This is a genomic window from Gracilimonas sp. B-17, from assembly GCF_056857935.1.
The window spans coordinates 1,359,965-1,382,546 of the sequence record NZ_JBSXOA010000012.1; the positions used below are offsets into that span (position 1 = coordinate 1,359,965).

The 22,582-nt window shown below is 43.5% G+C and carries 15 protein-coding genes and 1 pseudogene; 4 read left to right on the forward strand and 12 right to left on the reverse strand.

Annotated elements, in window-relative coordinates:
• Positions 1-2 precede the first annotated feature (2 nt).
• The 5 genes from AC13FX_RS14290 to AC13FX_RS14310 all read right to left on the reverse strand — a co-directional run bounded on the left by AC13FX_RS14290 (position 3) and on the right by AC13FX_RS14310 (position 4,767).
• A complete protein-coding gene (locus AC13FX_RS14290; protein ID WP_482881543.1) occupies positions 3-1,214 on the reverse strand; it encodes an ABC transporter permease in 1,212 nt (403 codons plus the stop codon).
• Between the two features lie 120 nt (positions 1,215-1,334).
• A complete protein-coding gene (locus AC13FX_RS14295; protein ID WP_482881544.1) occupies positions 1,335-1,604 on the reverse strand; it encodes a hypothetical protein in 270 nt (89 codons plus the stop codon).
• 49 nt (positions 1,605-1,653) lie between these two features.
• Positions 1,654-2,106 (reverse strand): DUF2141 domain-containing protein, encoded by a 453-nt coding sequence (locus AC13FX_RS14300; protein WP_482881546.1) that lies wholly within the window; start codon positions 2,104-2,106, stop codon positions 1,654-1,656.
• Positions 2,107-2,171: 65 nt separating this feature from the next.
• Complete coding sequence (locus AC13FX_RS14305) at positions 2,172-2,510, reverse strand: tRNA-binding protein (RefSeq protein ID WP_482881547.1); 339 nt, start codon at positions 2,508-2,510, stop codon at positions 2,172-2,174.
• Between the two features lie 82 nt (positions 2,511-2,592).
• A complete protein-coding gene (locus tag AC13FX_RS14310) occupies positions 2,593-4,767 on the reverse strand; it encodes a glutamine synthetase III family protein (protein ID WP_482881548.1) in 2,175 nt (724 codons plus the stop codon).
• 280 nt (positions 4,768-5,047) lie between these two features.
• On the opposite strand from AC13FX_RS14310, the gene AC13FX_RS14315 reads away from it, so the two are divergent.
• The 4 genes from AC13FX_RS14315 to AC13FX_RS14330 all read left to right on the forward strand — a co-directional run bounded on the left by AC13FX_RS14315 (position 5,048) and on the right by AC13FX_RS14330 (position 9,503).
• Positions 5,048-5,935 carry a 1,4-dihydroxy-2-naphthoate polyprenyltransferase gene (locus AC13FX_RS14315; protein WP_482881549.1) on the forward strand — a complete coding sequence of 296 codons (888 nt, stop codon included), beginning with the start codon at positions 5,048-5,050 and terminating at the stop codon, positions 5,933-5,935.
• The gene (gene menC / locus AC13FX_RS14320) at positions 5,935-7,008 is read left to right on the forward strand and encodes an o-succinylbenzoate synthase (RefSeq protein WP_482881551.1); all 1,074 of its coding nucleotides are present in this window, start codon (positions 5,935-5,937) and stop codon (positions 7,006-7,008) included. The genes AC13FX_RS14315 and menC overlap by 1 nt, the downstream gene beginning before the upstream one ends.
• A gap of 6 nt (positions 7,009-7,014) precedes the next feature.
• Positions 7,015-8,499, forward strand: coding sequence for a class I adenylate-forming enzyme family protein (locus AC13FX_RS14325; RefSeq protein WP_482881552.1), 1,485 nt, complete (start codon positions 7,015-7,017; stop codon positions 8,497-8,499).
• A gap of 191 nt (positions 8,500-8,690) precedes the next feature.
• Entirely contained in the window at positions 8,691-9,503 is an 813-nt protein-coding gene (locus tag AC13FX_RS14330; RefSeq protein ID WP_482881553.1) for a carboxypeptidase-like regulatory domain-containing protein, read from the forward strand.
• A gap of 1,061 nt (positions 9,504-10,564) precedes the next feature.
• Here the strand turns inward: AC13FX_RS14330 and AC13FX_RS14335 are convergent.
• The 7 genes and pseudogenes from AC13FX_RS14335 to AC13FX_RS14365 all read right to left on the reverse strand — a co-directional run bounded on the left by AC13FX_RS14335 (position 10,565) and on the right by AC13FX_RS14365 (position 22,529).
• Positions 10,565-11,752: a hypothetical protein gene (locus tag AC13FX_RS14335; RefSeq protein ID WP_482881554.1), complete on the reverse strand. Its 1,188-nt coding sequence runs from the start codon at positions 11,750-11,752 to the stop codon at positions 10,565-10,567.
• Positions 11,753-11,839: 87 nt separating this feature from the next.
• The gene (locus tag AC13FX_RS14340) at positions 11,840-12,964 is read right to left on the reverse strand and encodes a BF3164 family lipoprotein (protein ID WP_482881555.1); all 1,125 of its coding nucleotides are present in this window, start codon (positions 12,962-12,964) and stop codon (positions 11,840-11,842) included.
• A gap of 5 nt (positions 12,965-12,969) precedes the next feature.
• Positions 12,970-16,149, reverse strand: a complete 3,180-nt coding sequence (locus AC13FX_RS14345) for an efflux RND transporter permease subunit (RefSeq protein WP_482881556.1) — start codon at positions 16,147-16,149, stop codon at positions 12,970-12,972.
• Between the two features lie 72 nt (positions 16,150-16,221).
• Entirely contained in the window at positions 16,222-17,307 is a 1,086-nt protein-coding gene (locus tag AC13FX_RS14350) for an efflux RND transporter periplasmic adaptor subunit (RefSeq protein WP_482881558.1), read from the reverse strand.
• A gap of 108 nt (positions 17,308-17,415) precedes the next feature.
• Positions 17,416-20,457 carry an efflux RND transporter permease subunit gene (locus tag AC13FX_RS14355; RefSeq protein ID WP_482881559.1) on the reverse strand — a complete coding sequence of 1,014 codons (3,042 nt, stop codon included), beginning with the start codon at positions 20,455-20,457 and terminating at the stop codon, positions 17,416-17,418.
• A 377-nt stretch (positions 20,458-20,834) separates the two neighbouring features.
• Positions 20,835-21,296: pseudogene (tnpA, locus tag AC13FX_RS14360) on the reverse strand (IS200/IS605 family transposase).
• Between the two features lie 231 nt (positions 21,297-21,527).
• The gene (locus AC13FX_RS14365) at positions 21,528-22,529 is read right to left on the reverse strand and encodes a 6-bladed beta-propeller (RefSeq protein WP_482881560.1); all 1,002 of its coding nucleotides are present in this window, start codon (positions 22,527-22,529) and stop codon (positions 21,528-21,530) included.
• Between the last annotated feature and the right edge of the window lie 53 nt (positions 22,530-22,582).

The following is a 22,582-nucleotide window of genomic DNA, read 5'->3' on the forward strand; positions in this document are numbered from 1 at the left end:
GATCATTCATGCCTGATGGCATCCACAGGGGTTAAATTTGCTGCTTTCCAGGCCGGATAGGTTCCAAATATCATTCCCACCATTATGGCTATGGTCAGGATCACCAGGACCGTGCCAAAACTTAAAGCTGCCTGAAAAGTACGGTCGGTAAAACGGTTTATAAGCTCCACGATTCCAAATACACCAACAACCCCAACTACCCAGCCTAAAGCGCAACCAACGATCGATATCGTTACGGATTCTGATAGAAATTGCATGACAATATCTTTTTTACGAGCCCCCGTAGCTTTTCTGATTCCGATCTCTTTGGTACGTTCTGTTACTGATATCAGTAATACATTCATAATACCTATGCCTCCTACCAATACTGAGATCCCTGTTATGGCACCCATTACCAGTTTAAATATCAGAATGCCCTGGCTCAATTGTTCAACTCTTCCTTCATAGGTAAATATTGAAAAAGCCTCTCTTCCCTCCTGATATCTTTCATCCAACCAATTCTCTATAGTACTCTTCATTTCAGGAATATCCTCCACATTCTTACTTTTAAAGATCATGTTTGGGGGATTAGCATTCCTTAGATTCATTTGATACGCAGTTATTGGGATCAAAGCCAATACTTCATTTGGATCATCTTCCAGAATACCAATGACCTCATACGAATCATCTTCAAAAGTCAGGGAAGCACCAATAAGTTTCTCAGGTGACTCAGTCCATTTTTTTGCCAGAAATTTTGTAATGACAACTTTATTGGCATTTTCTTCGACATCCCTTTTACTAAAATAACTTCCAGTGATATTGGCATCGGCAAACCTGGGTATATTCTCTAAAGAACCTTGTATGTATATCGCTACAGATGAATCTTTATATGTAGCCATTCTGGAGCTTTTTGCATGCAGATCTGTGTAACCCCATTCCATTAATAGTTCTTCAACAGTTCTGGCTTCCTCGATCCCAAAACTATAAACCGTATCTCTCGGAATACGTACTCCATCTACCATGTCGATCGATTTGGGTGTAAGCGTCATCATTTGAACTGACGTGGTAGTCTCGATCTGCTCCCTGCCGGTCTGCTCCAGGCCATCCCCCAAAGCTAATATTGCCACTAACGAAGCGACTCCAATGATGATCCCCAGTGTGGATAAAAAAGTGTGAAGGGGATTGGCTTTAATATTTTGAAGGGCAATTGTTATTGATTTTAAGATCTGTTGCATGGGCTCCTTTTATTTCACCGATGCACTTACGCAGGTATTGTTTACATGTTGCACGTGAACAGATATAGAAACCTTCACAAATTCAAAACCCACCTCAGAAGGAATAGATTATTGGCAGCGCTAAGTAAATGCTTCCGAGGAAAATAATGAACCGAAAAATAGGATCATGAAGATCAGATAGAGGACGGTAAATAACAGGTAGATCATGAGAGTAGCTCGCGCCCAATTACATTTGTTTGGATTAATTTGGCTGCTTAAGGACCAGATGATCAACATGATCAACCCTATCAAAGGAAGAAAGGAAATGAAAACAGTCAGTACCCATTCACCCAGATCCATTACATTTTGTTGTGGCTCCGAGGCTTGAACGCTATTTAATTGCTCTTCCATAAAATCATATTGAACTTTCTGTTGTGGTGCCTGAAAAAGTATTAAGATCTCACTTAACCTGTATTGACATGCTACTTTTTGGCTCACTTATCCTAAAATGAGCCTCTTTCCAGGAAGCCGGCCCAAATCTTCCCCGTGCATTATTTGAAAAACCATATGCTTCTTTTGGAATACCCAGAAAATTCGAATCTAGTTTACCATTCACATTTTTATCGTGGTATACGGCAATGGCATATTCGCCAAATGGCAGTTCTGCCTCATCCCAGACAACCGTATCACTTTTAACATCAAGTACTACAGCATGTAACGGATCTTCTTTTTCTCCATACTTTTCCTCTGAATTGAAAAGTGCAATCCGAACTTCCCCTTTTAGATCAGAGATTCCATAGATCACTAACTCAAAATTTGAGACCTCAAGCTCTTTTTCAGGATATGATATCTCCTGAGCTGATGCATTCAACGCTAATAACAAAGAACCAACAATGATTATAACCGATCTCATCAATTAATTAGATTTTTGAATTTTACTTTGCACTGATAGGGAACATTGAATAATACTAAGTAAGTTCAAAATAGTTTCATCCCGTTTGCAACCTGTTTGTCCGGTACTGCTAAAACAACATTACCTTTACTATCCGGAAAACCGGTAACAAGACATTCAGATATAAAAGGCCCGATCTGTTTAGGTGGAAAATTTACGACTGCAAGCACCTGTTTTCCAACTAGATCTTCTTTTGTATATAAATCGGTTATTTGAGCTGAAGATCGTTTCAATCCGATCGGCTCCCCAAAATCTACCGTCAACTTATATGCCGGTTTATGAGCCTCAGGAAAATCCTCTGCCTTTGTGATAGTTCCTGTTCTAAGTTCTACCTTTTCAAAATCATTCCAACTGATGGTATCCATACTACCTCATTAAATTTAAAAAGCCCTGTCTTGTTGAAAAAGACAGGGCTTTAATTTAACCATTTAATAGAAACCAAAAAGGTTACTTGATGAATAACATCTCACGATACACCGGCAATGGCCAGTAATCATCTGCAACGTAACGCTCAAGGAAATCGATGGCATCCCGTATCTCATTCATAACTGGTAATACTTCAGATTCAACTTTTGCAGCATGCTCAGATGTATCTTTGTACTTCAACTTAGCTTGCACATCTGCAAGTTTATCTAAAGCTGCACCAAGTTTATTCAACCCATCGTTGACTTTAGTAAGCATGGATTTTGATCCTGAGTTATCAATACCAAGGTTACCAGAATGCTCGGCCGCTTTACTGAGCTCTCCGATGTATCTCACTGTAGCAGGGTAGATCATAGTCTTGGCAATGGACTCTATTGTATCTACTTCTATGGTGCGTGTGGTAATATACTGCTCGGTCCAGATCTCCTGACGGGAATGAACTTCCTTATCATTAAGGACTTTAAATTTTTTGAACAATTTAATGTTCTCTTTGTTGCTCAGATATGGAAGAGCATCCGGCGTGGTCTTCAGATTCAGTAACCCACGTTTTTTAGCTTCTTCTTGCCATTCATCTGAGTATCCATCACCATTAAAGATCACAGATTTACATTCTTTAAGTCTGTCAGATAGAACCTTGCCTAAAGCCTTTTCAATTGAACTTTTTTTGCTGGCCTTTTTCAGGTCTTCTGTCATATCCTCTATGGCTTCAGCTACAATAGTGTTAAGAACTACGATCGGGAATGAAGGCGACTGATTTGAACCAAGTGCACGGAATTCAAATTTATTACCAGTAAAAGCAAAGGGTGAAGTACGGTTTCGGTCCCCTGCATGTTTTGGCAGATGCGGCAGTACTGGGGTTCCCAATCCCAAAAGGCCTCCTTGTTTGGAACTTTTGGCTCCCCCATTAACAAGCTGTTCAATGATGTCATGAAGCTGTTCGCCAATAAATGACGAGATTATAGCCGGCGGGGCTTCGTTGGCTCCCAGCCTGTGATCATTTCCGGCATGTGCCACAGAGATCCTGACCAGGTCCTGATGGCGATAAAGTCCTAAAAGGACCGCAGTAAAGAAAAAGAGAAACTTCATATTCTCATGCGGGCTCTCGCCGGGCTCAAGTAAATTATCCCCTTCTATAGTCGATAAAGACCAGTTCAGATGCTTACCACTCCCATTCAGTCCATCAAATGGTTTTTCATGAAGCAGACACTCGAGTCCATATTTTTTGGCTGTCTTCTTAAGGACCATCATGGTCAATTGTTGATGGTCAGCTGCCACATTCGCCATTTCAAAGATCGGTGCCAGTTCATACTGACTTGGAGCCACTTCATTATGACGGGTCTTGACTGGAATTCCAAGCTTATATAATTCCTTTTCAGCTTCCAGCATAAAAGACAAAACCCGTTCAGGAATAGAACCGAAATAATGATCATCCAGCTCCTGCCCTCTAGGCGGTTTGGCTCCAACCAGAGTTCTGCCTGATGTCAGAATATCCGGTCGACGATATACGAATTCCTGATCGATCAGAAAATATTCCTGCTCACAACCAACGGTCGACAGGGCTCGTTTGGTTTTAACACCAAATAGATCGAGTGCCCCTTTGGTTGCTTTATCAAGAGCATCATTTGAACGCAGTAGCGGGGTCTTGTGATCAAGGGCTTCCCCTTTCCATGAAGCAAACGCAGTTGGGATGCAAAGATAAGTTCCATTTTGATTCTCGATGATAAAAGCCGGAGAAGTAGGATCCCAGGCCGTATAACCGCGAGCTTCAAATGTTGGACGAAGACCACCACTCGGGAAACTTGAGGCATCCGGCTCACCTTGTATCAATTCCTTTCCTGAAAAAACAGCCATAGCACCACCACCCTGGTTTGGTGTAATAAAACTGTCGTGTTTTTCAGCGGTTGATCCGGTTAGAGGCTGGAACCAGTGGGTGTAATGAGTAGCTCCTTTCTCGGTTGCCCAATCTTTCATGGCTAATGCCACTGCATCAGCTACATCAATGTTCAGGGTCTGCCCCTCATCGATCGTCTTTTGGAGATCTTTCCAGGCGGCTTTAGGAAGTCTTTCCTCTAACTTGTCTAAGGTGAGTGTATTCTTGCCGAAGATCTCAGGTATATCCATGGATGAACTTCTTGCCTCACCCGGTCTGAAATTCCTTGCGGCTGCTAAGTTATCGTATCGTTGAATAGCCTTCGTCATGTTTTTCTTAAAAAGTTTGGTTGGTTGTTTAAATGACGACCAAATATAAAGCTATATTTCTGTTTTACTCAACTTTTTTAATTATTTATTTATCAACAAATAACTTTAAGAGGCAGAACAATGATGCTACTTAATTTTATTAATATTATTGGCCCGTAAAAACGCTTTCTGCCTAAATTATTTTTCTGCTTTGATATATCTCTTCACTTTTTAAGCCACCTGTAAAAACCGTATCTTTTATACTCACTTTATCCACAACCATTCCTGAAAACTTTTTCAATTGAATACATCAAAATTGAGCCTTTGGATCGAAGCTGCCCGTCCTCAAACCCTTCCCGCTGCTGTAGTTCCGGTCGTTGTTGGAGCATCATTGGCTTATAAAGCTGACCTCATCAATTGGAGTAACTCAACCGTAGCTTTGATCTGTGCACTGCTCATTCAGATCGGAACTAACTTTGCCAACGATTATTTTGATTTTATAAAAGGATCTGACACTGACGAACGGATCGGCTTTCGGAGAGCGACAGCTTCCGGACTGATCACCCCTGAGCAAATGAAGCAAGCAACTATTTTGACCATGCTGTTGGCTTTCATTTTTGGACTTTACCTGGTTTGGTCTGCAGGTTGGGTCGTTTTGGTCATAGGCATTCTTTCGCTCATTTTTGGAGTTCTTTATACAGGAGGGCCTTTTCCCTTAGGGTATAATGGGCTGGGTGATGTTTTTGTTTTCATTTTCTTTGGCTTTGTTGCCGTTATGACCACCTATTATGTAAATGCCCTTGAATGGTCTGAAGCCTCTTTCTGGGCCTCTATTGCTGTAGGAGCTTTATGCGTGAATATTTTGGTGGTAAATAATCTTCGGGATGTGGAACAAGACAAAAAATCAGGAAAGAGAACATTAGGCGTACTGCTTGGGGAAAATGCCCTTAAGATCGAGTACGTGGTCATGGCTATTCTTGCCTACTCTATTCCACCTCATTTTTACTTCATTTTGGGTTACGACCTTTGGATCTTTTTACCGGTATTAGTGGCACCCTTGCTTATATTTTATTGTTATAAAATTTGGATGGAGCAGGACAAAAGTAATCTGAATGGAATGCTTGAAAAGACCGCTAAATTTATGATATTGTATGGCTTTCTGTTATCATTGGGAATACTCATGAACTAATGCTTAAACACTATAAATATCATCTTCCATTTACCATCCCTTTACAGGTGTCGGGGAATAAGTTTTTTCATCGGGATGGAGTGATATTAGCCTATGAGGATTCAGAGTCAGGTAATACCGCCTATGGTGAAATAGCTCCTCTGCCGGGATTCTCCAATGAAGATCTTAATGAGGTTATTGAAGTATTGAGAGCAAACAGGGGGTATATCAACTCCTCCATCAAAGAAAACAATGGAGAAGAAGCATTGACGGTGCTCGACCGGATCCATCGCTTTCCCTCTTTAAGCTTTGGCCTGGATACTTTACTGCATGATCTGTCAGCAAAAAGAGAAGGCAAATCCCTTGCCGGTTACCTCTTCAATGATTTCAATTCAAAAATAACTTGCAATGCCACACTTGGTATTCAGGAAGTTAAAACAGCTCTGATGAAAGCAGAAGAATACATTGAGGAAGGATATGACACGCTAAAGATCAAAGTTGGATATCAGATCACCCGCGAATACCGTATCGTCAAGCAGCTCAGAGAAAAATACCCTGACCTGAAAATTCGTTTGGATGCCAACCAAGCCTGGTTACCTGACGAAGCGATCAAACATCTTAGATCTCTGGAAAAATTTGATGTAGAGTACTGCGAACAGCCCGTTTTAAAGGATGACATCTATGGTATGAAGCGCGTGACCGATGCTGTTAAAATTCCCATAGCTGCGGATGAATCTATTCGGAACAAAAGGTCGGCAAAGGAACTATCATTTGTGAAAGCCATGGATATGGCGATCATTAAACCAACGCTGATGGGGAGCTACAAGGATATTTTCGTAACAAAACAGATATTAGACACTCATGTAATTGAAACTGTTTTGACCACAGCACTTGAATCTGCAGTTGGTCGTGCAGCTATTGCAGCCCTTTCAGCAGGCTTAGGTGATCCTAAATATGCTCAAGGCTTGGCAACCGGATCGTTCCTTAAAGAGGACCTGTCTTCGGATAGTTGGCTTAACTCATCAGTTGTTGAGATCCCCGAAGCACCCGGTTTAGGAATTAATATTGATATAGAAGGACTCGAAGAGCTTTAACGGTATATGTTTAAATCAAGGCTACATAATTTTGAATTCAATAAAAGCGATAAGCAGGATATCTTCTTGTCTTCAAGGCACGGGATGTATACTTATTCTGATCTGGATCGCTTTGCGGCCTATTTCAAGGATCTTGTTGAAGATAATGGGGATTCCCTGAAATGGCCGGTAGCTTTTGTGGCCGAATCGTCTGACGTACTGGTGTTTTGTATCGCAGCCTGCTGGAAATTGGGCATCCCTTTTATTCCCATCGACCCAAATGCTAAAAATGGGGACCTCGAGCGATACCTTGATGAACTCAAACCCGCCCTTATTTTTTGTGACAGTAACAACCGAAACCGGTTGGGATTTGATAATGTCATACAGATAGATGATAATTTTTTCCTTAATTCCTTTAATTTCGACGCCCGCAACGTAGATCTTCCGGAAGCCGATGAAGTGGATGAAGAACTTATTTTCGGATATTTCTTTACTTCTGGCACCACCAGTGAACCCAAGATCGTCCCGTTGAAAAGACGACAGATATTAAGTGCTGCCATTGCTTCCGCTGAGAATTTCAAACCCGATCCCAACCATTTCTGGCTGCTTTGTTTACCCCTGAATCATATCGGAGGCATATCCATTATTCTGCGATCGCTTATCTATGGGTCGGCTATCTTCCGGCTTGGTAAATTTGACGAGGATATGGTAAGAGAATTTCTGGAGGATAATAAGCGATTTCAGGCTGCCTCTTTGGTTCCAACCATGCTCAAGCGCCTGATGAACGACTCCCTGTTTAAAACTCATCGCGAGTTCAAATCCATACTGCTTGGAGGCGGACCGGTTACCCAACAATTACTGAGAAAAGCCGCTGAGCGGGGTATTCCTATCGTATCAAGTTACGGCATGACGGAGACCTGCGCACAGATCATAGCAAATCCGTTACTGGCTCCGTCCGGTATGTACACCCCCTTGAAAAGCGTAGGCAAGCCATTCCCTCCCAATGAAATGCAGATCAGGGATGAAAACGGAAAAGTATTGGGCAAGAATCAGTCAGGCCTGTTATGGCTCAAAGGACCCCAGGTCTTTGACGGTTATTACAACAGCTCAGAAAATGATATCAAATTTGATGAGGATGGATGGTTCAATACGGGTGACTATGGGCATATGAATGGGTTTGGCCACCTCTTCATTGAATCCCGGCGTACTGATCTCATCGTAACCGGTGGTGAGAATGTGAATCCTACCGAAGTGGAAGAAGCCATGATCAAGCTTCCACTTATTAAAGAAGCCATTGTGATCGGCTTGCCGGATGAGGAATGGGGTGAGCGGGTTACAGCTGTGGTTACTTTAACCAACGGCAAGACCCCACAGATCGAAGAGATCAAGGAACAGCTCAAAGACCGCCTAAATGACTTCAAGATCCCCAAAGAACTCAAGATCGTGAAAGAATTTCCTATGACCGAAACGGGAAAGGTCAAACGCTGGGAACTGGTTAAGAAGTTTGGGTAAGGATCTACCCAATCCATCATTCGGCTCAGTTTATTTCCGCAACACAGTCTGATACCAACAAGAGCCGGGTGATGGAGTGAGTATACTTTATTCTCATCCCTAAGCTCTGCTGCTGGACGAGATTAAATAATAAACAATACTTTCAGGGAATGTTCTTTAAGGGTACAATAATACAGGTATTAATATTTTTTATGCTATCAGGCTATTCTGTAGCTCAGTCGAATAGGCATATAAAAGGTATGGTGATAGATAGCCGGACCAATGAACCCATAGCTTATGCAAACATTGGATTCACAAGTATAGGAAAAGGCACTTCCACGGATGAATACGGAATGTATGAACTCCGATTACCAAATAATGGTGATATTGATTCTTTACAGGTTTCTGCCATTGGATATTTTAGTGCAAAAATATCGGTTTTGGAAGCATTGCAAACTGATACAATAAGACTAAAACCTCGAACTTATGAATTTAAGGATATAAGAGTATCAGGCCATAAGCCAAGAACTAAATGGATCGGTAAAAAAATACGTCCGATCATGCCGGGAGCATTTGGCGCCAGCGGACCGGGAAAGACGATAGGAGCAGCTTTTGCATTTAAAGTAGAATGGCAAGATAGACTTCCGTTGAGGCCTTTGAATGCAAGGTTATACCTCAGTGAGAATCTTAATGACAGTCTTCGTATTAGATGCAGATTTATGAATGTTGATGATTCGGGGGAGCCCGGAGAAGACCTAATTCCATTAAACTACATTCTGACCACCGATAAAAAGAGTGGTTGGGTAACGTGTAATTTTACGGACGATCTATTGCTCATAAATGAGAAACAATTCTATGTGGTTTTTGAATGGCTCAAAATGAGTAACTCGAAAAATGTAGCACCTCTTTTTAGTAAATCAATTCATATGGATGTAAATCCATTGGTAAAAAGACAACCATTTGGTAAATGGAAAGAAATTGATTGGGCAAACAACTTAGTCTATGGCCTCAAAGTAGAATACTAAAAATTCGAACTCGGTGTTCTTGTTTCTGCAACCAAAGGCAAGCTTCCCGAATTGGCAGTTGAAGATGGTATTTCGGAAGGAAATTAAGATATCTCGCCAGAGTCTGGTTTAAAAGGTGAGGAAGGACCGGAACTACTCCATCATTCGGCTCAGTATTATTCTGGAACAGATTCTGATACCAACAAGAGCCGGGTGATGGAGTTACTTTTAGCATCTTCCGCTTTGTCTGGGGTTATGTGACTCATTTAAGACACCATCCATCACCCCGTCCTCTCCTTAGCTGATGAACATTCGTATACGACCGGACGGAATGATGGTTTATTAGAACGCTATGATTTTTTGGAGAAGATCCGTGAGAAATCACCGGATTTAGCCCCGTCCTTCAGGGCGGGGTAAATTAGCACCATGACGTATAACCTCCGCCCGGTTGGTATAAAAGCCACTGATGTTTACCGGAGGTTGGGCTTTGTGGCTTTTAGAAAACAATGTACGAGCATGGCATTCTTATTTTACAGGAAGCAGGAGCTTCCGGGACTGTGTTCCGAAGATGGACCTTCGGAACAAGTACAAAAAACTGCTCCATCGGAGCACACTGTTTGTAACACACAGTACCTCCCGGTATGTCTCCCGCGCCGTAGGTGCGATATGCTGCCGAGGTACCCAGGAAGCACAAGACCAACTCTACATAACGTCCCTAAGGGACATGGTTTTGGAGGGCTGCCATCTTTTTACAAACAGGTTGTCCCTAACGGGACAGTTTCTAATTATGATTAGAATGTCGGCCTGCCCAAAAACTATAAGTTTCTATACGCAAACCGATATTCCAATAAGGTGAACCGGGCAGTCGAATCCGTCTTCCTAACCTGTCAATGGTAACAAGATAAACACGCAACCTGCTCCATCGGAGCACCATGTTTGTAACCCAACAAGCCCTTGTATACCTCCGCGCCGTAGGTGCGGTATGTTGCGGAAGTAATAAGGAAACCCGAGTCCAATTCGATATTCAAAACTTTAAACTGCTTTCCTCATTTTACGATATCCGGGTTGAGGCCGGATATTACTTAATTAACAATCGGAATTCGGTCTCTCTCTTCCATTTCAGATTCCTCATTTTTCGTTGTTAGCCTGTACTTCTTGATCAAAAGATCACTGCTGAATACTGAGTAATAAAAACCATCTTTATCTCTTACGCCCAAACTTCCCAACCCTTCTACAAGATCTGAGTCCTCAAAGGTATATAACAGTTCGTGATCAGCATTGTACACATCCATAAAGTGCTCATAGATCGGAGATTCCGTTTCTCCGGTTGAAGCCCGGCGGGCATAAGCATGCGGATCATCAATATTGACCGGGTGTTCAAGCTGTACGAGGTAATGACCGCTGTCTAAAAAAACAGGAGAATTAATATTCCCTAAACCATAAAGACTGACACTGTTTTCATTTGCGTATATGCCCGGCCCTAAGATGCCGTCAAACTCTCTGTGAACCTCTGTTTTGAGATTCCCTGCATAATCATAGACCTGATGCCGATATCCTGTATTGAATGAGTAAATAAAATCTTCATCCCGCATTTCTATTCCACCACGGATCGTTGCCCTGCTGTATTCTTCATCTTCTGTTTCAATGATGTTAATATTTTCCTGTACCCTCAAGCTGTCAGTTAACTCCAGGGTGTAAACCAAAGCACCAACAGTTCCAAAATTTGCGCCGCTCATCAATATCAAGCCATCATCACGAATATCGACCAGGCTGGCAAAGCGTATATCTTCAGGCAAGTCGTAGGTCTTGATAAAGGTACCGGACAGATCGAATTCGTCTAACCGGGAGCCCTGTATGTTGGCCACATAGAGTCTGTCTTTATGAAGGACCATCCCAAAGGGACTTTCAAGATCACCCGGGCCTTTGCCCTCTTCTCCGGTCGCCCATCGGAGATTGCCTTCAGGATCCAGAGAGATCAGCTTGCTCAACCGGCGGTCTATGAAATAGAAATTACCCTCGTCGTCAATTTGCAAATAGCCGACATTGCTAATCACCGGTTCTTCGATCATTGAAAGATCAATGGTCTCAACCAGTTCAAACTCAACCGGTGCCTCTTCATCCTGCAAAAGCCCCACAGAGGGATTATAGATCACCCCGTTTTCCTTTTTGATTGCAGAGGTATCATCCCCACCATTTCCGCATCCAAAGCCGGTTATCATTAGTACTGATACTAATAAGCCGGTAAAAATTTTATGTGTTATGTAGTCCATTTATCCGATTGTTTTATTTTTATTAAATGAATGCCATATATGCTCTTAAGTTTACCTATATAGGGTGTGAGGAATATATATCAGTTATCAAAAGGGTATGTCCAAATAAACAATATAATTGTGATAATCTTCCATATAAGGCGCTACTCCCACTATTCTGTTGTTAAGTTTATCAAATGATATTGCTGATAAATAGGAATCCGTAACCATTTTAAAAACTGGTTCACCGTTCCAATCAAAAACATGAATTTCACTCTCCTTTAAATTTGAAGTATCACCATAAAATGCGTTTTCTAAATCGTCATAATTATTACCTGAATACAACAAGAAAATGTAGTTATCAGAGATCGTAATATTGGAGTAGTGTATTACTGTTTCACCAGTAGCTATTGAGTTTTCATCTCCAAGTATTGTAACCGGATTCTCATCAAATCTTGTATCTGAAATCAGATTCAAATCGTAGTCATATATTTCTAAGGTTTTAAATCTTTGAGTAGTTACGGCGATTCTTTCTTTGTCCTCATTCGGAGCAATTTCCCCTGCATAAATATACCCAGCTGACCTATTTCCCAATTCCTCTTTTAGAACTGGCGTAAATGGAGTTGAATTGATAATCGAATCTCTCCTTGTATCAATTTTAACCAATTTATCTTTCCTCATACCACCTGAACCAACGATATAATTATCATTTAAAAGAAAAGCTCTTTGAAGCATAATAACATTAGATGGAATGGAGTACTCATATTCGGGTAAAGGTCTCTCGCTATATAAAACTGAATCAACTTTAAACCTTTGAAGGACTCTTCTACCCCAGTCCAGATACTCAAAAATACTATCTGCTTTAAATGCACCCTGATTAACAAATGCTGGCGAGCTTACTTCGCCAGGACCTTCTCCCTGATCACCAAATGAACCAATAAATTTAAAATCAGACACTCTAAAAAATTTAAATATATCATTGTCAGTATTTCCATCTCGTATTAACATGAGTGAGTCTGAAATGACTATAAACTTTGGATTGGATAATTGAGTATCAAGAGACGCTATTTTGTTAACCTCAACATTAAAAGTTTGGCTAAACGATTCATTAGTAATTAATAACAACCCGTTTTCCTTTTTGACAGCAGAAGTCTGATCCCCACCACTTCCGCATCCAAAACCGGTAAAAAAAAGCACTGATACCAGTAGGCAAGTAAAAACTCGATGTGTCATATAATTCATTTTAAATTTTTCATTTTGAATTTTTCATTATTCACAGAAGAGCTCTTCACCCTCAACCCCGTCATCACCAACAAAAGGATCGTACTGATCGACAGTCCCCAAATAACCACAATGGCCAGGTTTTCCCAGAATTCATTATTGCCAAAGATCATCATTGGGATCAATCCGGTGATGGTGGTTACCGTCGTGATCAGAATGGCACGGATGCGTTTTCGGTACACATGCATCCAGCAGCGCAACCCAAAGATACCATTATCATTTTCCAGCTGTTTCTGATGATAAATGAGGATCGCATTATTCACCACCACTCCGATACATAACAATGAGCCGGCAATAGCCCCGCGGTCAAAAGCCATATCATTGGCCAGCGTACCCAGCATGATACCAACCAGACTGAAAGGAACCGCCATAATCACAAAGATGGGATACTTCACGCTTTCAAGCAGGGCCGACACGATCATCCACACGCTTAACAGACTTAACAGGGCGATAAAAATAAAATTCCGGCTGCTGTCATCGTTGCCAAAGCCAAAGAATCCGCGTCCAAAATTGATCTCAGCCCCTACCGGAACCGGTGTGGTCTCGATCACCGATTCAATGAAATCCCGTCCCATGCGGTAATTCCCAAGATAATCCACTGTTACCGTTCGTTCATAAGATTGATTATTGCGGCGAATCTCTGTCAAACCTCCTTCCTGCACGATCTCACCGATCCGGCTGATATTGAAGTTCACGTCCCCAAACTTTCGCGTCCGGTTCATCATGTCTTCCTCGAAGGCTCTATCCCGCTCACTGCGCCCGATCAGATACATTTCCTGCCCCCCAAACTCGACCTTCCCAACGGTATTCTCCGGGTTCAGGTCCAGCATCAGTGTTGAGATGACCTCCCTTCGGTTCAGGTCATTGGCAAGTATGCGCTCTTCATTCAACCGCAGTATGTATTGCTGAAAATCATCCCGGCGATAGTAATAGCTTGAGTTGATATCCACCTCCCGCACTCGGCGACTGGTTTTCAATCTGCGTTCTATGTCCTTGGCCAGGTTCAGTAATTCATCGTATGAATAGCCTTCCAGGCGAATGGAGTGGTTGGAGGAACCTCCTCCAAATCCGGTACTGATCCCCTGAAGATTCAACCCCGATACAGACAAGGCAAAATTCCCGGTTCTTGCACCCAGGAATGCGGCCTCCCCAAAAAAGGTGTAGGGTTCGGTCTCATACAAGTACTCCGGATCGACTACAAACCGCATTCGGGCTCCAAAATATTCAGACAGGTTGGCCTCATAATACTTTAAGGCATGGGCGTAAGGCTCCACGATGGTTTCATAATTCTTAACGATCTTGTCGATCTCTGACAAAGGCGTACCCTGAGGGGCCTGAATGTACACATTGATGCTTTGCTCATTCCCACGCCTCCAGGGACTTCCAAAATAAGTATCTTCAGAAAACCGCTTGGTCAGTCCGCCAACCCAGTCGTCTATGGAATCCCGGTTATCAAAATAGACCTGAGTGAATTCCGGCCACCAGGTTCCCTCTTCAGAATCCCATTCCGGCTCTTCAATGGCAAACAAAGGCAAGCCAATCACACCGATCAGGACTACCGGCAGTACCCATCTGAGTTTTGACTTCAACAGGAAGCTTTTCATAACTAAACGGTTCAGCCAGCCTGAGACCCGACCGGATCTTTTCTTCTCTGTGATCTCTGGGGTGAGCCATACCAGTGCATAGGGAATCCAGGTAAAGGCGATGATAACTGAACACATCAGCGTGACTGTAAGAGCCACCGCCAACGGAACCAGGAAAATGCGGAGTTCATCGAGGGCAAACAGCAGTGGGATGAAGATCCCTACTGTGGTAAAGGTACTTCCCAGTACCGGAACCACCGAATTACCGATCTCCCTGAGTATATGATCAATACGGTCAGATTTTTCAACCGGCAAACCGGGATTCAAATGCTCAAACACCACCACGGCATTATCGATCAGCATACCCAACGCCACTGTAATTCCCGCCAGCGTGATGATATTCAGACTATATCCCAACAAGTATAGCACGATCAGGCTCAGCAATACGGAAAAAGCCACACTGCCCATGATCACAAAGGGGGCCCTGAGCTTACGGATGAACAGGATCACCACAAAGAACACCAGGATGCCACTTACGATGGCCTGCAGCTGAAGGTCATCAAACTGCTGACGCAATTCCTCAGTAGAATCAACAGTGAGCATAAGGGATAAACTTTCCGGGAGCTGGTCTTCAATATCGTCCATCGCCTGAAGTACATTTTCAGCCAGTGTAAAGGCATCCGCTCCCGATTCCTTCACAAATTCTATGGTCAGGGCCGGGTCGCCGTTTATTCGCTTGATGGATTTTGCCGGGTAATCCTGAACGGATATTTCTGCAAGGTCATCCAGTACCAGTTGCTTTCTGGAACCGGGAAGTTCAACTTTGAGTCCGGCAATATCGGCTATGCTGTTGAATTTTGGAGGGATGATCAGACTGTAGCGGGAAATGCCCTCTTCCAGAAACCCGGCAGAACGCCAGCTTAACTGCTCACGAACCTGCAATAAGATCTGCCGGGGTGACAGATCGTATTTTTCAACCTCATCCACATTGAATTCAATAACCAGTGCCGGATCCTGAACGCCACGGATAGACACCTCGGCAAGACCCTCAATGGAGAGTAACTTTGGGCGGATGTTGGTTCGTGTGTACTCCAGCAGCTGTCGCGGTGCCATATCCCCATTCAGCGTATAGACGATAAAGGTTTGCTGATCTTCTAGCTCATCGGGAACCTGACGGGTGATACTTGGCGGTGACACACTTTCAGGAAGATTCTCATCCAGCGTAAACAGGTATTCCCTCAGCTCAAGCACGCGGTAATCAACCGGGGAATCCTTGCGGAAAGTAATGGTCACTGAAGATCTTCCCTCCTGTGTGATGGAACGAATATCAGTCACATCCCGAAGACGATTGGCTTCTCTTTCCACCTTTCGGGTGATCTCCATCTCCATGATCTCCGGAGACGTACTGCCCCAGTTATAACTGACCGTTACAGAAGGTAAATTGAGTTCAGGAGTGCTCTCAACCGGTAACACACGCCATACCGCTACCCCTATCACACACACGATGATATAGAAAAAAGAAACGAGGTATTTTCGGTTTAGGAGTTCGCGCACGATAATTAAAAGTGAAAAATGAAAAATTTAAAATGCTCATAGCATCCATTCTTCATTTTAAATTTTGAATTTTTAATTCACCAAAAGCGGCACCACTTTCTGCTGATGGCTGATACTAAAGTGCTGATCCACGGCCAGCGTATCTCCGGGTTCAATTTCGGGATGATCGATCAAGACCCAGTCGGAATTCATGGCTACAGGGCTCACATAGATCCATTCAACTTCTTCATTATTCAGTAAACGGAATACAAGAGTTCTTCCATCACGCTCCAGCAGGGCCTCACGCGGCATGCGGACCTTACTTTCCTGACTACGCACAAACACACGCCCATCTACTGTCATGCCCGTTTTCAGGCCAAACTCACGGTTATCTACTTCCACCAATACCTGTCCGGTTTTAGTATCCGCATTGACCTCCGGGGAGATAGCGATGATCTCACCCTCATATCCGTTGCCCCCCGGGCCAAACAATTCTACCTTCATGCCCTCATCCAGATTGTTGATCTCCGATTCAAGCACATCAAATCGTACCCTTACGGTTGAGGCATCGATCAGTGAAGCCAGTTCCGTACCGGCCGAGACATAAGAGCCTTCCGATATAAAACTTTGATTCGTAACTACATTCTGTAAAGAAAGTCGCCCTGAAAACGGGGCTCTCACTGTGGTATAGCTCAGGTTCAGTTTTGCCCTCTCGTAGGCCACCTCGGCATCCGCCAGTCCACTGTTGATCCGGATCATTTCATCGTTGCTTTCGCCGGTGTAACCTTCCCGAAGTCGTTTGTCGATCTCATACTGATTCTCAGCCTTCACATATTCCTGCCGGGCCTGCTCGACCTCATATTCCCATTCATCATCCACAAATTGCAGCAGGACTTCTCCTTTATCCACTTGCCGGCCTTCTTCAATGATATGCGACTCCACATACCCGCTTATCCTTGGCACGACCTTGGTCTGCCTTAGCGGTTCCACTACCCCGCGACTCTCGATATAGAAATTCAACGGTTCATCGTCCACCACATCAAATACCACCTCGGGGCGGATCTCCACACTGTCCATATCCGGAGCCTCCGGCGTCTCCCGCTCATTCTTACAAGCAGAGATCAACATTACAGTGATCAGTAAACAGGGTAGTAATTTTGGCATCATTTGTCGTTTCATAATACTTGATCTATTTAATACTCTGAGTCACATTGTGGTAATTAAAAATTCAAAATGAAAAATTTAAAATTGGTAGTGATTCTGACATCCTTTTAAATTTTGAATTTTTCATTTTGAATTCCTCCCATTCGTCCATTTAAACACCAATGGGATCAAATATAAGGTCAAAAAGGTACTGGTGATCATCCCTCCCATCAGTGCAATGGCCAGTGATTGCCGGAAGATATATCCATCGCCAAACGGGATCAGCATTGGGATCAATGCCAGGATCGTCGTCATACTTGTCATGACCACCGGCCGGAACCGATTGATACCCGCCTGTTTGATAGCTTCCTCCAGGTTCCCCGTTTCCTCAAAATAGCGACGCATGAAATCGACCTTCAGGATGGAATCATTTACGGCAATACCGGTCAGGATCAGGATGCCCATGAACGACAGTGCATTCAAACTTACGCCTCCGATATACATGGCAAAAAAGGAACCTATCCACGCAAATGGAATGGCCAGAATGATAATGAACGGATATTTCAGGTTTTCATACTGTATGGCAAGGATAAGATAGATCAACAACACGCTGATCATCAGCAGCCACCCTAATTCTTTCAGCAGGCTAATGACCTGCAGGGCTGAACCGCGCACCTGTATCTCATGCCCCGATTCCTGCATAAATTGATTGACCAGCTGCTGGATCTCTCCTCCATCCCACCACCAATCCATGAAGGTCAGATCGGAATTAAAGGTGAGTATCGGGGCCTGACGGATACGCTCCAGCTGTTCCGCTTCATCAATGCGGGAGATCTCCGCCACATCGGTTAACGGTATGATCTTATTCCTGATATCCAGGGTGATCTCAGTGGGATCCAGTGATCGCCCGCGCTCTCCTATCAATCGGATAGATATCTGTTCATCCTGACGATTCCAATCGGTGATGAACGCCCCGCGGGTCAGCGATTCCAGGTAACGGATCACTTCTGCCTCGGTCAGCTCAAAGGCCAGCATCTGCTCCGACCTGAACCGGATCTGATAGGCCTGTATCCGCTGCGGATATTTTAGTTCCAGGCTTGTTTCACCATACTGTTGACTCATGAAATCTGAAAAAGCACCGGCCACGCGGTTACTGAAAGCCCGATCGGTGCCAACCACACTGAACTGCACCGGGGCATCCTGTCCAACTGCAACCACACCCGTGGCATCATCTGATATTTTTTGAAAGGTCCAGTTAGCATAGGTCCGGGCGATCCCTTCCATGATCCGCTCCACTTCCCTCGCCTCATCAAAACCCGAAACGGGAACGGATATGGTAAATTTGTTAAGCCCCTCATTGGTTATAGAGCTTAGATTCGTATTATCGGTGTAGCCTCCAAGGGAAAGAATATTGGTCTGTCCGGTTCGCTCCAGCAAAATGTTGGTCACATCCGCAGAAGCCTGTTTGGCAGAACGCAAAGCCGTGTTTCCGGGCATGGAAACCAGGTAATCTACTTTAGAGGGCTCATCAGGGGGAAGTACGGCTTTTTCAGTGGTCATGAATGCAAAAGCTGCACCGGCTAATAGTATGACCGCCGTAAGGATGATGGGCAAAGGCTTTTGAATGACCCGTCCAAGATTTCGCTCATAAGCCATCACTACATTATCAAGTCCCTTGGAGACTTTACTGAGGACGCCTTTGGATTTCGACTGCCTGCTGATCTGCGCCACAAAGACCGGTAGAATGAACAGAGCCACTAACAGTGAAGCGATCAAACTAAAAGACAGCGTGGCGGCCAGGTCCCGGAAGAAAGCTCCTTCAAATCCACCCAGAAAAATAAGCGGAAGGAATACTGAAATAGTTGTAAAGGTAGACGCCGTTACCGCAAGACTGATCTCTTTGGTTCCTTCCCGGGCGGCCTCAAACCGTCCCAGTCCTTTTTGGCGATAGCGACTGATGTTCTCCAGTACCACAATGGCATTATCCAGCAGCAGACCGATCCCGAGGGTGAGTCCGCTGAGGGATATGATATTGAGCTGAATATCGAACAGGAACATCACCACGAAGGTGAGGAAGATACTGACGGGAATGGAGATCCCGATGGTGAACGGACTCCGCGCATCATCCAGGAACAGGAACAAGACAAGGAAGGCCAGCACGCCCCCGATCAGCAGGGTTTGCAGTAAATTGGAAATAGAGTTCTCGATATAGCTCGCATCTTCCTGTATCACCTCGATGAGGATATCCGGATTTTGGTCGCGGATCTCCTCCAATACATTTTCCAGCGTCTCAAAGACCTCCACCGTGTTGGAGCCATATTCCTTTTTTACGAGTACATTTAGCACCTCTTCTCCATCCAGTAAGGCAAAAGACGTCGGGTCGGCCTCGGCCATACGGACCTCCGCCAGTTCCTCCAGCAATAGTACACGTCCGCTGGCCAGGGAAATAACAGGCGTTTTACGAAGATCCTCCAGCGACTCGATCCGGCTTTCGATCTTCAGAGCATAGCGGTACCAGCCGTCGCGGAGCTCGCCGGTAGATGAAAACAAATTGGCATCCTGCACGGATTGTTGAATTTGGGACAGCGACAATCCATAACGATCAATAAAGCGCGGATTGAACCGGATCTGTACTTCAGGCTGCACTTCCCCAACCAACAGGGCCTGGGCAATGCCCTCCTGCTGTTCCAGCCGGCGGGTAAACACCTGATCGGCCCAGCGTTTCAGGGAAAGCCTGTTTGAAAATTCCTGGTTCGATACATTGGCCAGTTGTAAGGCAATAGTAGCGATGGGCTCATCCGAAGCCGAAGAGTACACCAGCTGTGGCCGTTCGGCCTGATCAGGAAGCATATACCGGGCCTGATCCAGTTTCTCCCGTACGTTCAGGAAGGCAATATCCATGTCAAAGCCCCACTCAAAAGTGAGGAAAATGAGACTTTGTCCCTGCCGTGAAAGGGATTCCAGTTCCTGCACGCCGCGAACCCCGGAAAGCATCCCTTCCAGCTGCTCGGTAATACGGAACTCCACTTCAGAAGCCGGTGCCCCGGAATAGTCGGTACGCACCAATAGCGTAGGCCGGTCAATATCCGGCATGAGCTCGATTGAGAGCCGATCCAATGCAATACCCCCGAAAATGAGTACCGCCAGAACCAAAATTACAGACGCTATAGGTTTTTTAAGCAGCAAATAGAGAATTTTAGGTTACTTAGCAGAGAATAGTAAAATAAATTGGGATATGGAAACTATGAATTTAGTAGTTAGTGGTTTTCCTTATATAAAGTCGAGTGAACTTTGGAAATAGTTTTATATAAACTCGTTCCGGTGCATCCAACCATTGTGAATATCGCATAACAAAGAACCTGCTCCATCGGAGCAGTATAATTGTAAAACCGTACATATGGCCCGACTCCCGCGCCGTAGGTGCGGTATGTTGCCGACGAAACTTACAAACCAGAAACCAACTAAACATAACGTACCTATGGGACGTAGCTTTCGGTGCTGACATTCTTTTTACAAGCATGCTGTCCCAAACGGGACAGGTTTTACAGTAAGAATTACTGCTCCTACTCCACCGGCTTAAAAACATATCTTTCATCGTAATCCACTTTAAACTGTTTTAGAAGTTCGAGGTATTCATCCCTGAACGTTCTCTTCCGGTGATGCTCTTTTTGATTTTGGATGTAATGATAAACCCGATCAATCTAACTCCGGCTGTGTGAAAAAGCTCCATATCCCTCCTGCCACTTAAACCGGCCATGCACCAATCCCCGGTCCTTGATCCACTTTGAAGACTCGCCTTTTACGACTTTGATCAATTCTGACATGGCTCCTTTTGGCTGGAAACCTATAAACATGTGGAGATGATCAGGCATACCGTTAATAGCAATCATTTTGTGGGTTTTGTTTTGGATGATACCTGTTATGTAACTATAGAGTTCTTCCTCCCACTCGGGTTGGATCAAACTGATTCTGTTTTGCACCGCAAAAACAAAATGAATATAAAGTTGAGTGTAGGTGTTCGCCATTTCTCTTTTTTTAGTTAGAGCGATTACAAAGCAATTCCTTACAAATTATTTAATAAAAAATACCTTCTCCTCCTGATCCATCGGAGCAACATGTTTGTAACCTACCGTATCCCACAACATGCCTCCGCGCCGTAGGTGCGGTATTTGGCAGATATATCCTGGAAGACATCAAATTCTTTATTATTAGACATTTGCTAAGAATTATGTGTACAAGAAATCATTTTGAGACCCTCATTCTTCATATTTATATGAAAATATAGTTAGATACATTTCCCCCCTTTCATCCTCCCTGAAAATTGAAATACTTTCTTCATCTATTACGAATTCTCTAAACTCAAAGGGCAGTTTAATTGAGTGCAAATATTGTTCATCAGTATCCGAATAAACATCTATATACCTATATCGGAAATTTTTGGGAAGTCCTGAATAGCTTACAAACAGCTTATCATTCAAATAATAAATATTACTACTATAGCGTGGAGCACTTGGATTTAACGCATAGAATTTACCATTTACAATATCAATATCTTCATACTTTTCTGTGTCGAATACCGGAATCGTATATACCTCTTCACCTTCATTATTAAATTTAAGTATATCATTAACATAGCGTTTTGCATAGTATACATTTCCTTCGTTATCACAAGCCAACTTCCCATCTGTAAAGTATGGTGATCTTTCTTTTTTCCCTTCGATCTGATGAAATGATGTTTTCAAATTTCCAGATTTATTATATCTGTGTAAAAGTCCATCTTTTCCGTATTGGGAAGAAAGCACATACATGATATTTGAGCCTTTGCATAATGAAAATCTTGCCGGCCGTATAAAGCGCGAACCAACTGATACTTCTTCACGGTAATCACCTAAATGATGCCATTTTACTATTTTATTGTTACCCGTATCTAAAAGGTATACAACGCCATCTTCATCCACCTTTAAGTCAAATATTTGACCAAACTCCATTGGCCCTTTACCTCTATTGCCATAGTAGTTAAACTCACCGCTATTCATATCAAATACGATTAAATTGTAACTGGCAAAATCAAAGAATATGGCCTTATCTCCCTCATATATATCCAATAAATTAGGCCGGTAGATTTCAAAATCAGAAAGCAAGATATCTTGAACAATTTCTAGTTTGTAATCAGGATAGTTGCGTCTGTCTTGTGCTGCTGTATTAATGGATAAAAAGACAATCGTTATCAACAAAACTGAGCGTTTTATTTTTATCATAATTCGCACCTATTTAAAAATATACAGGGCATACATTATTAGTTTAATTTTTA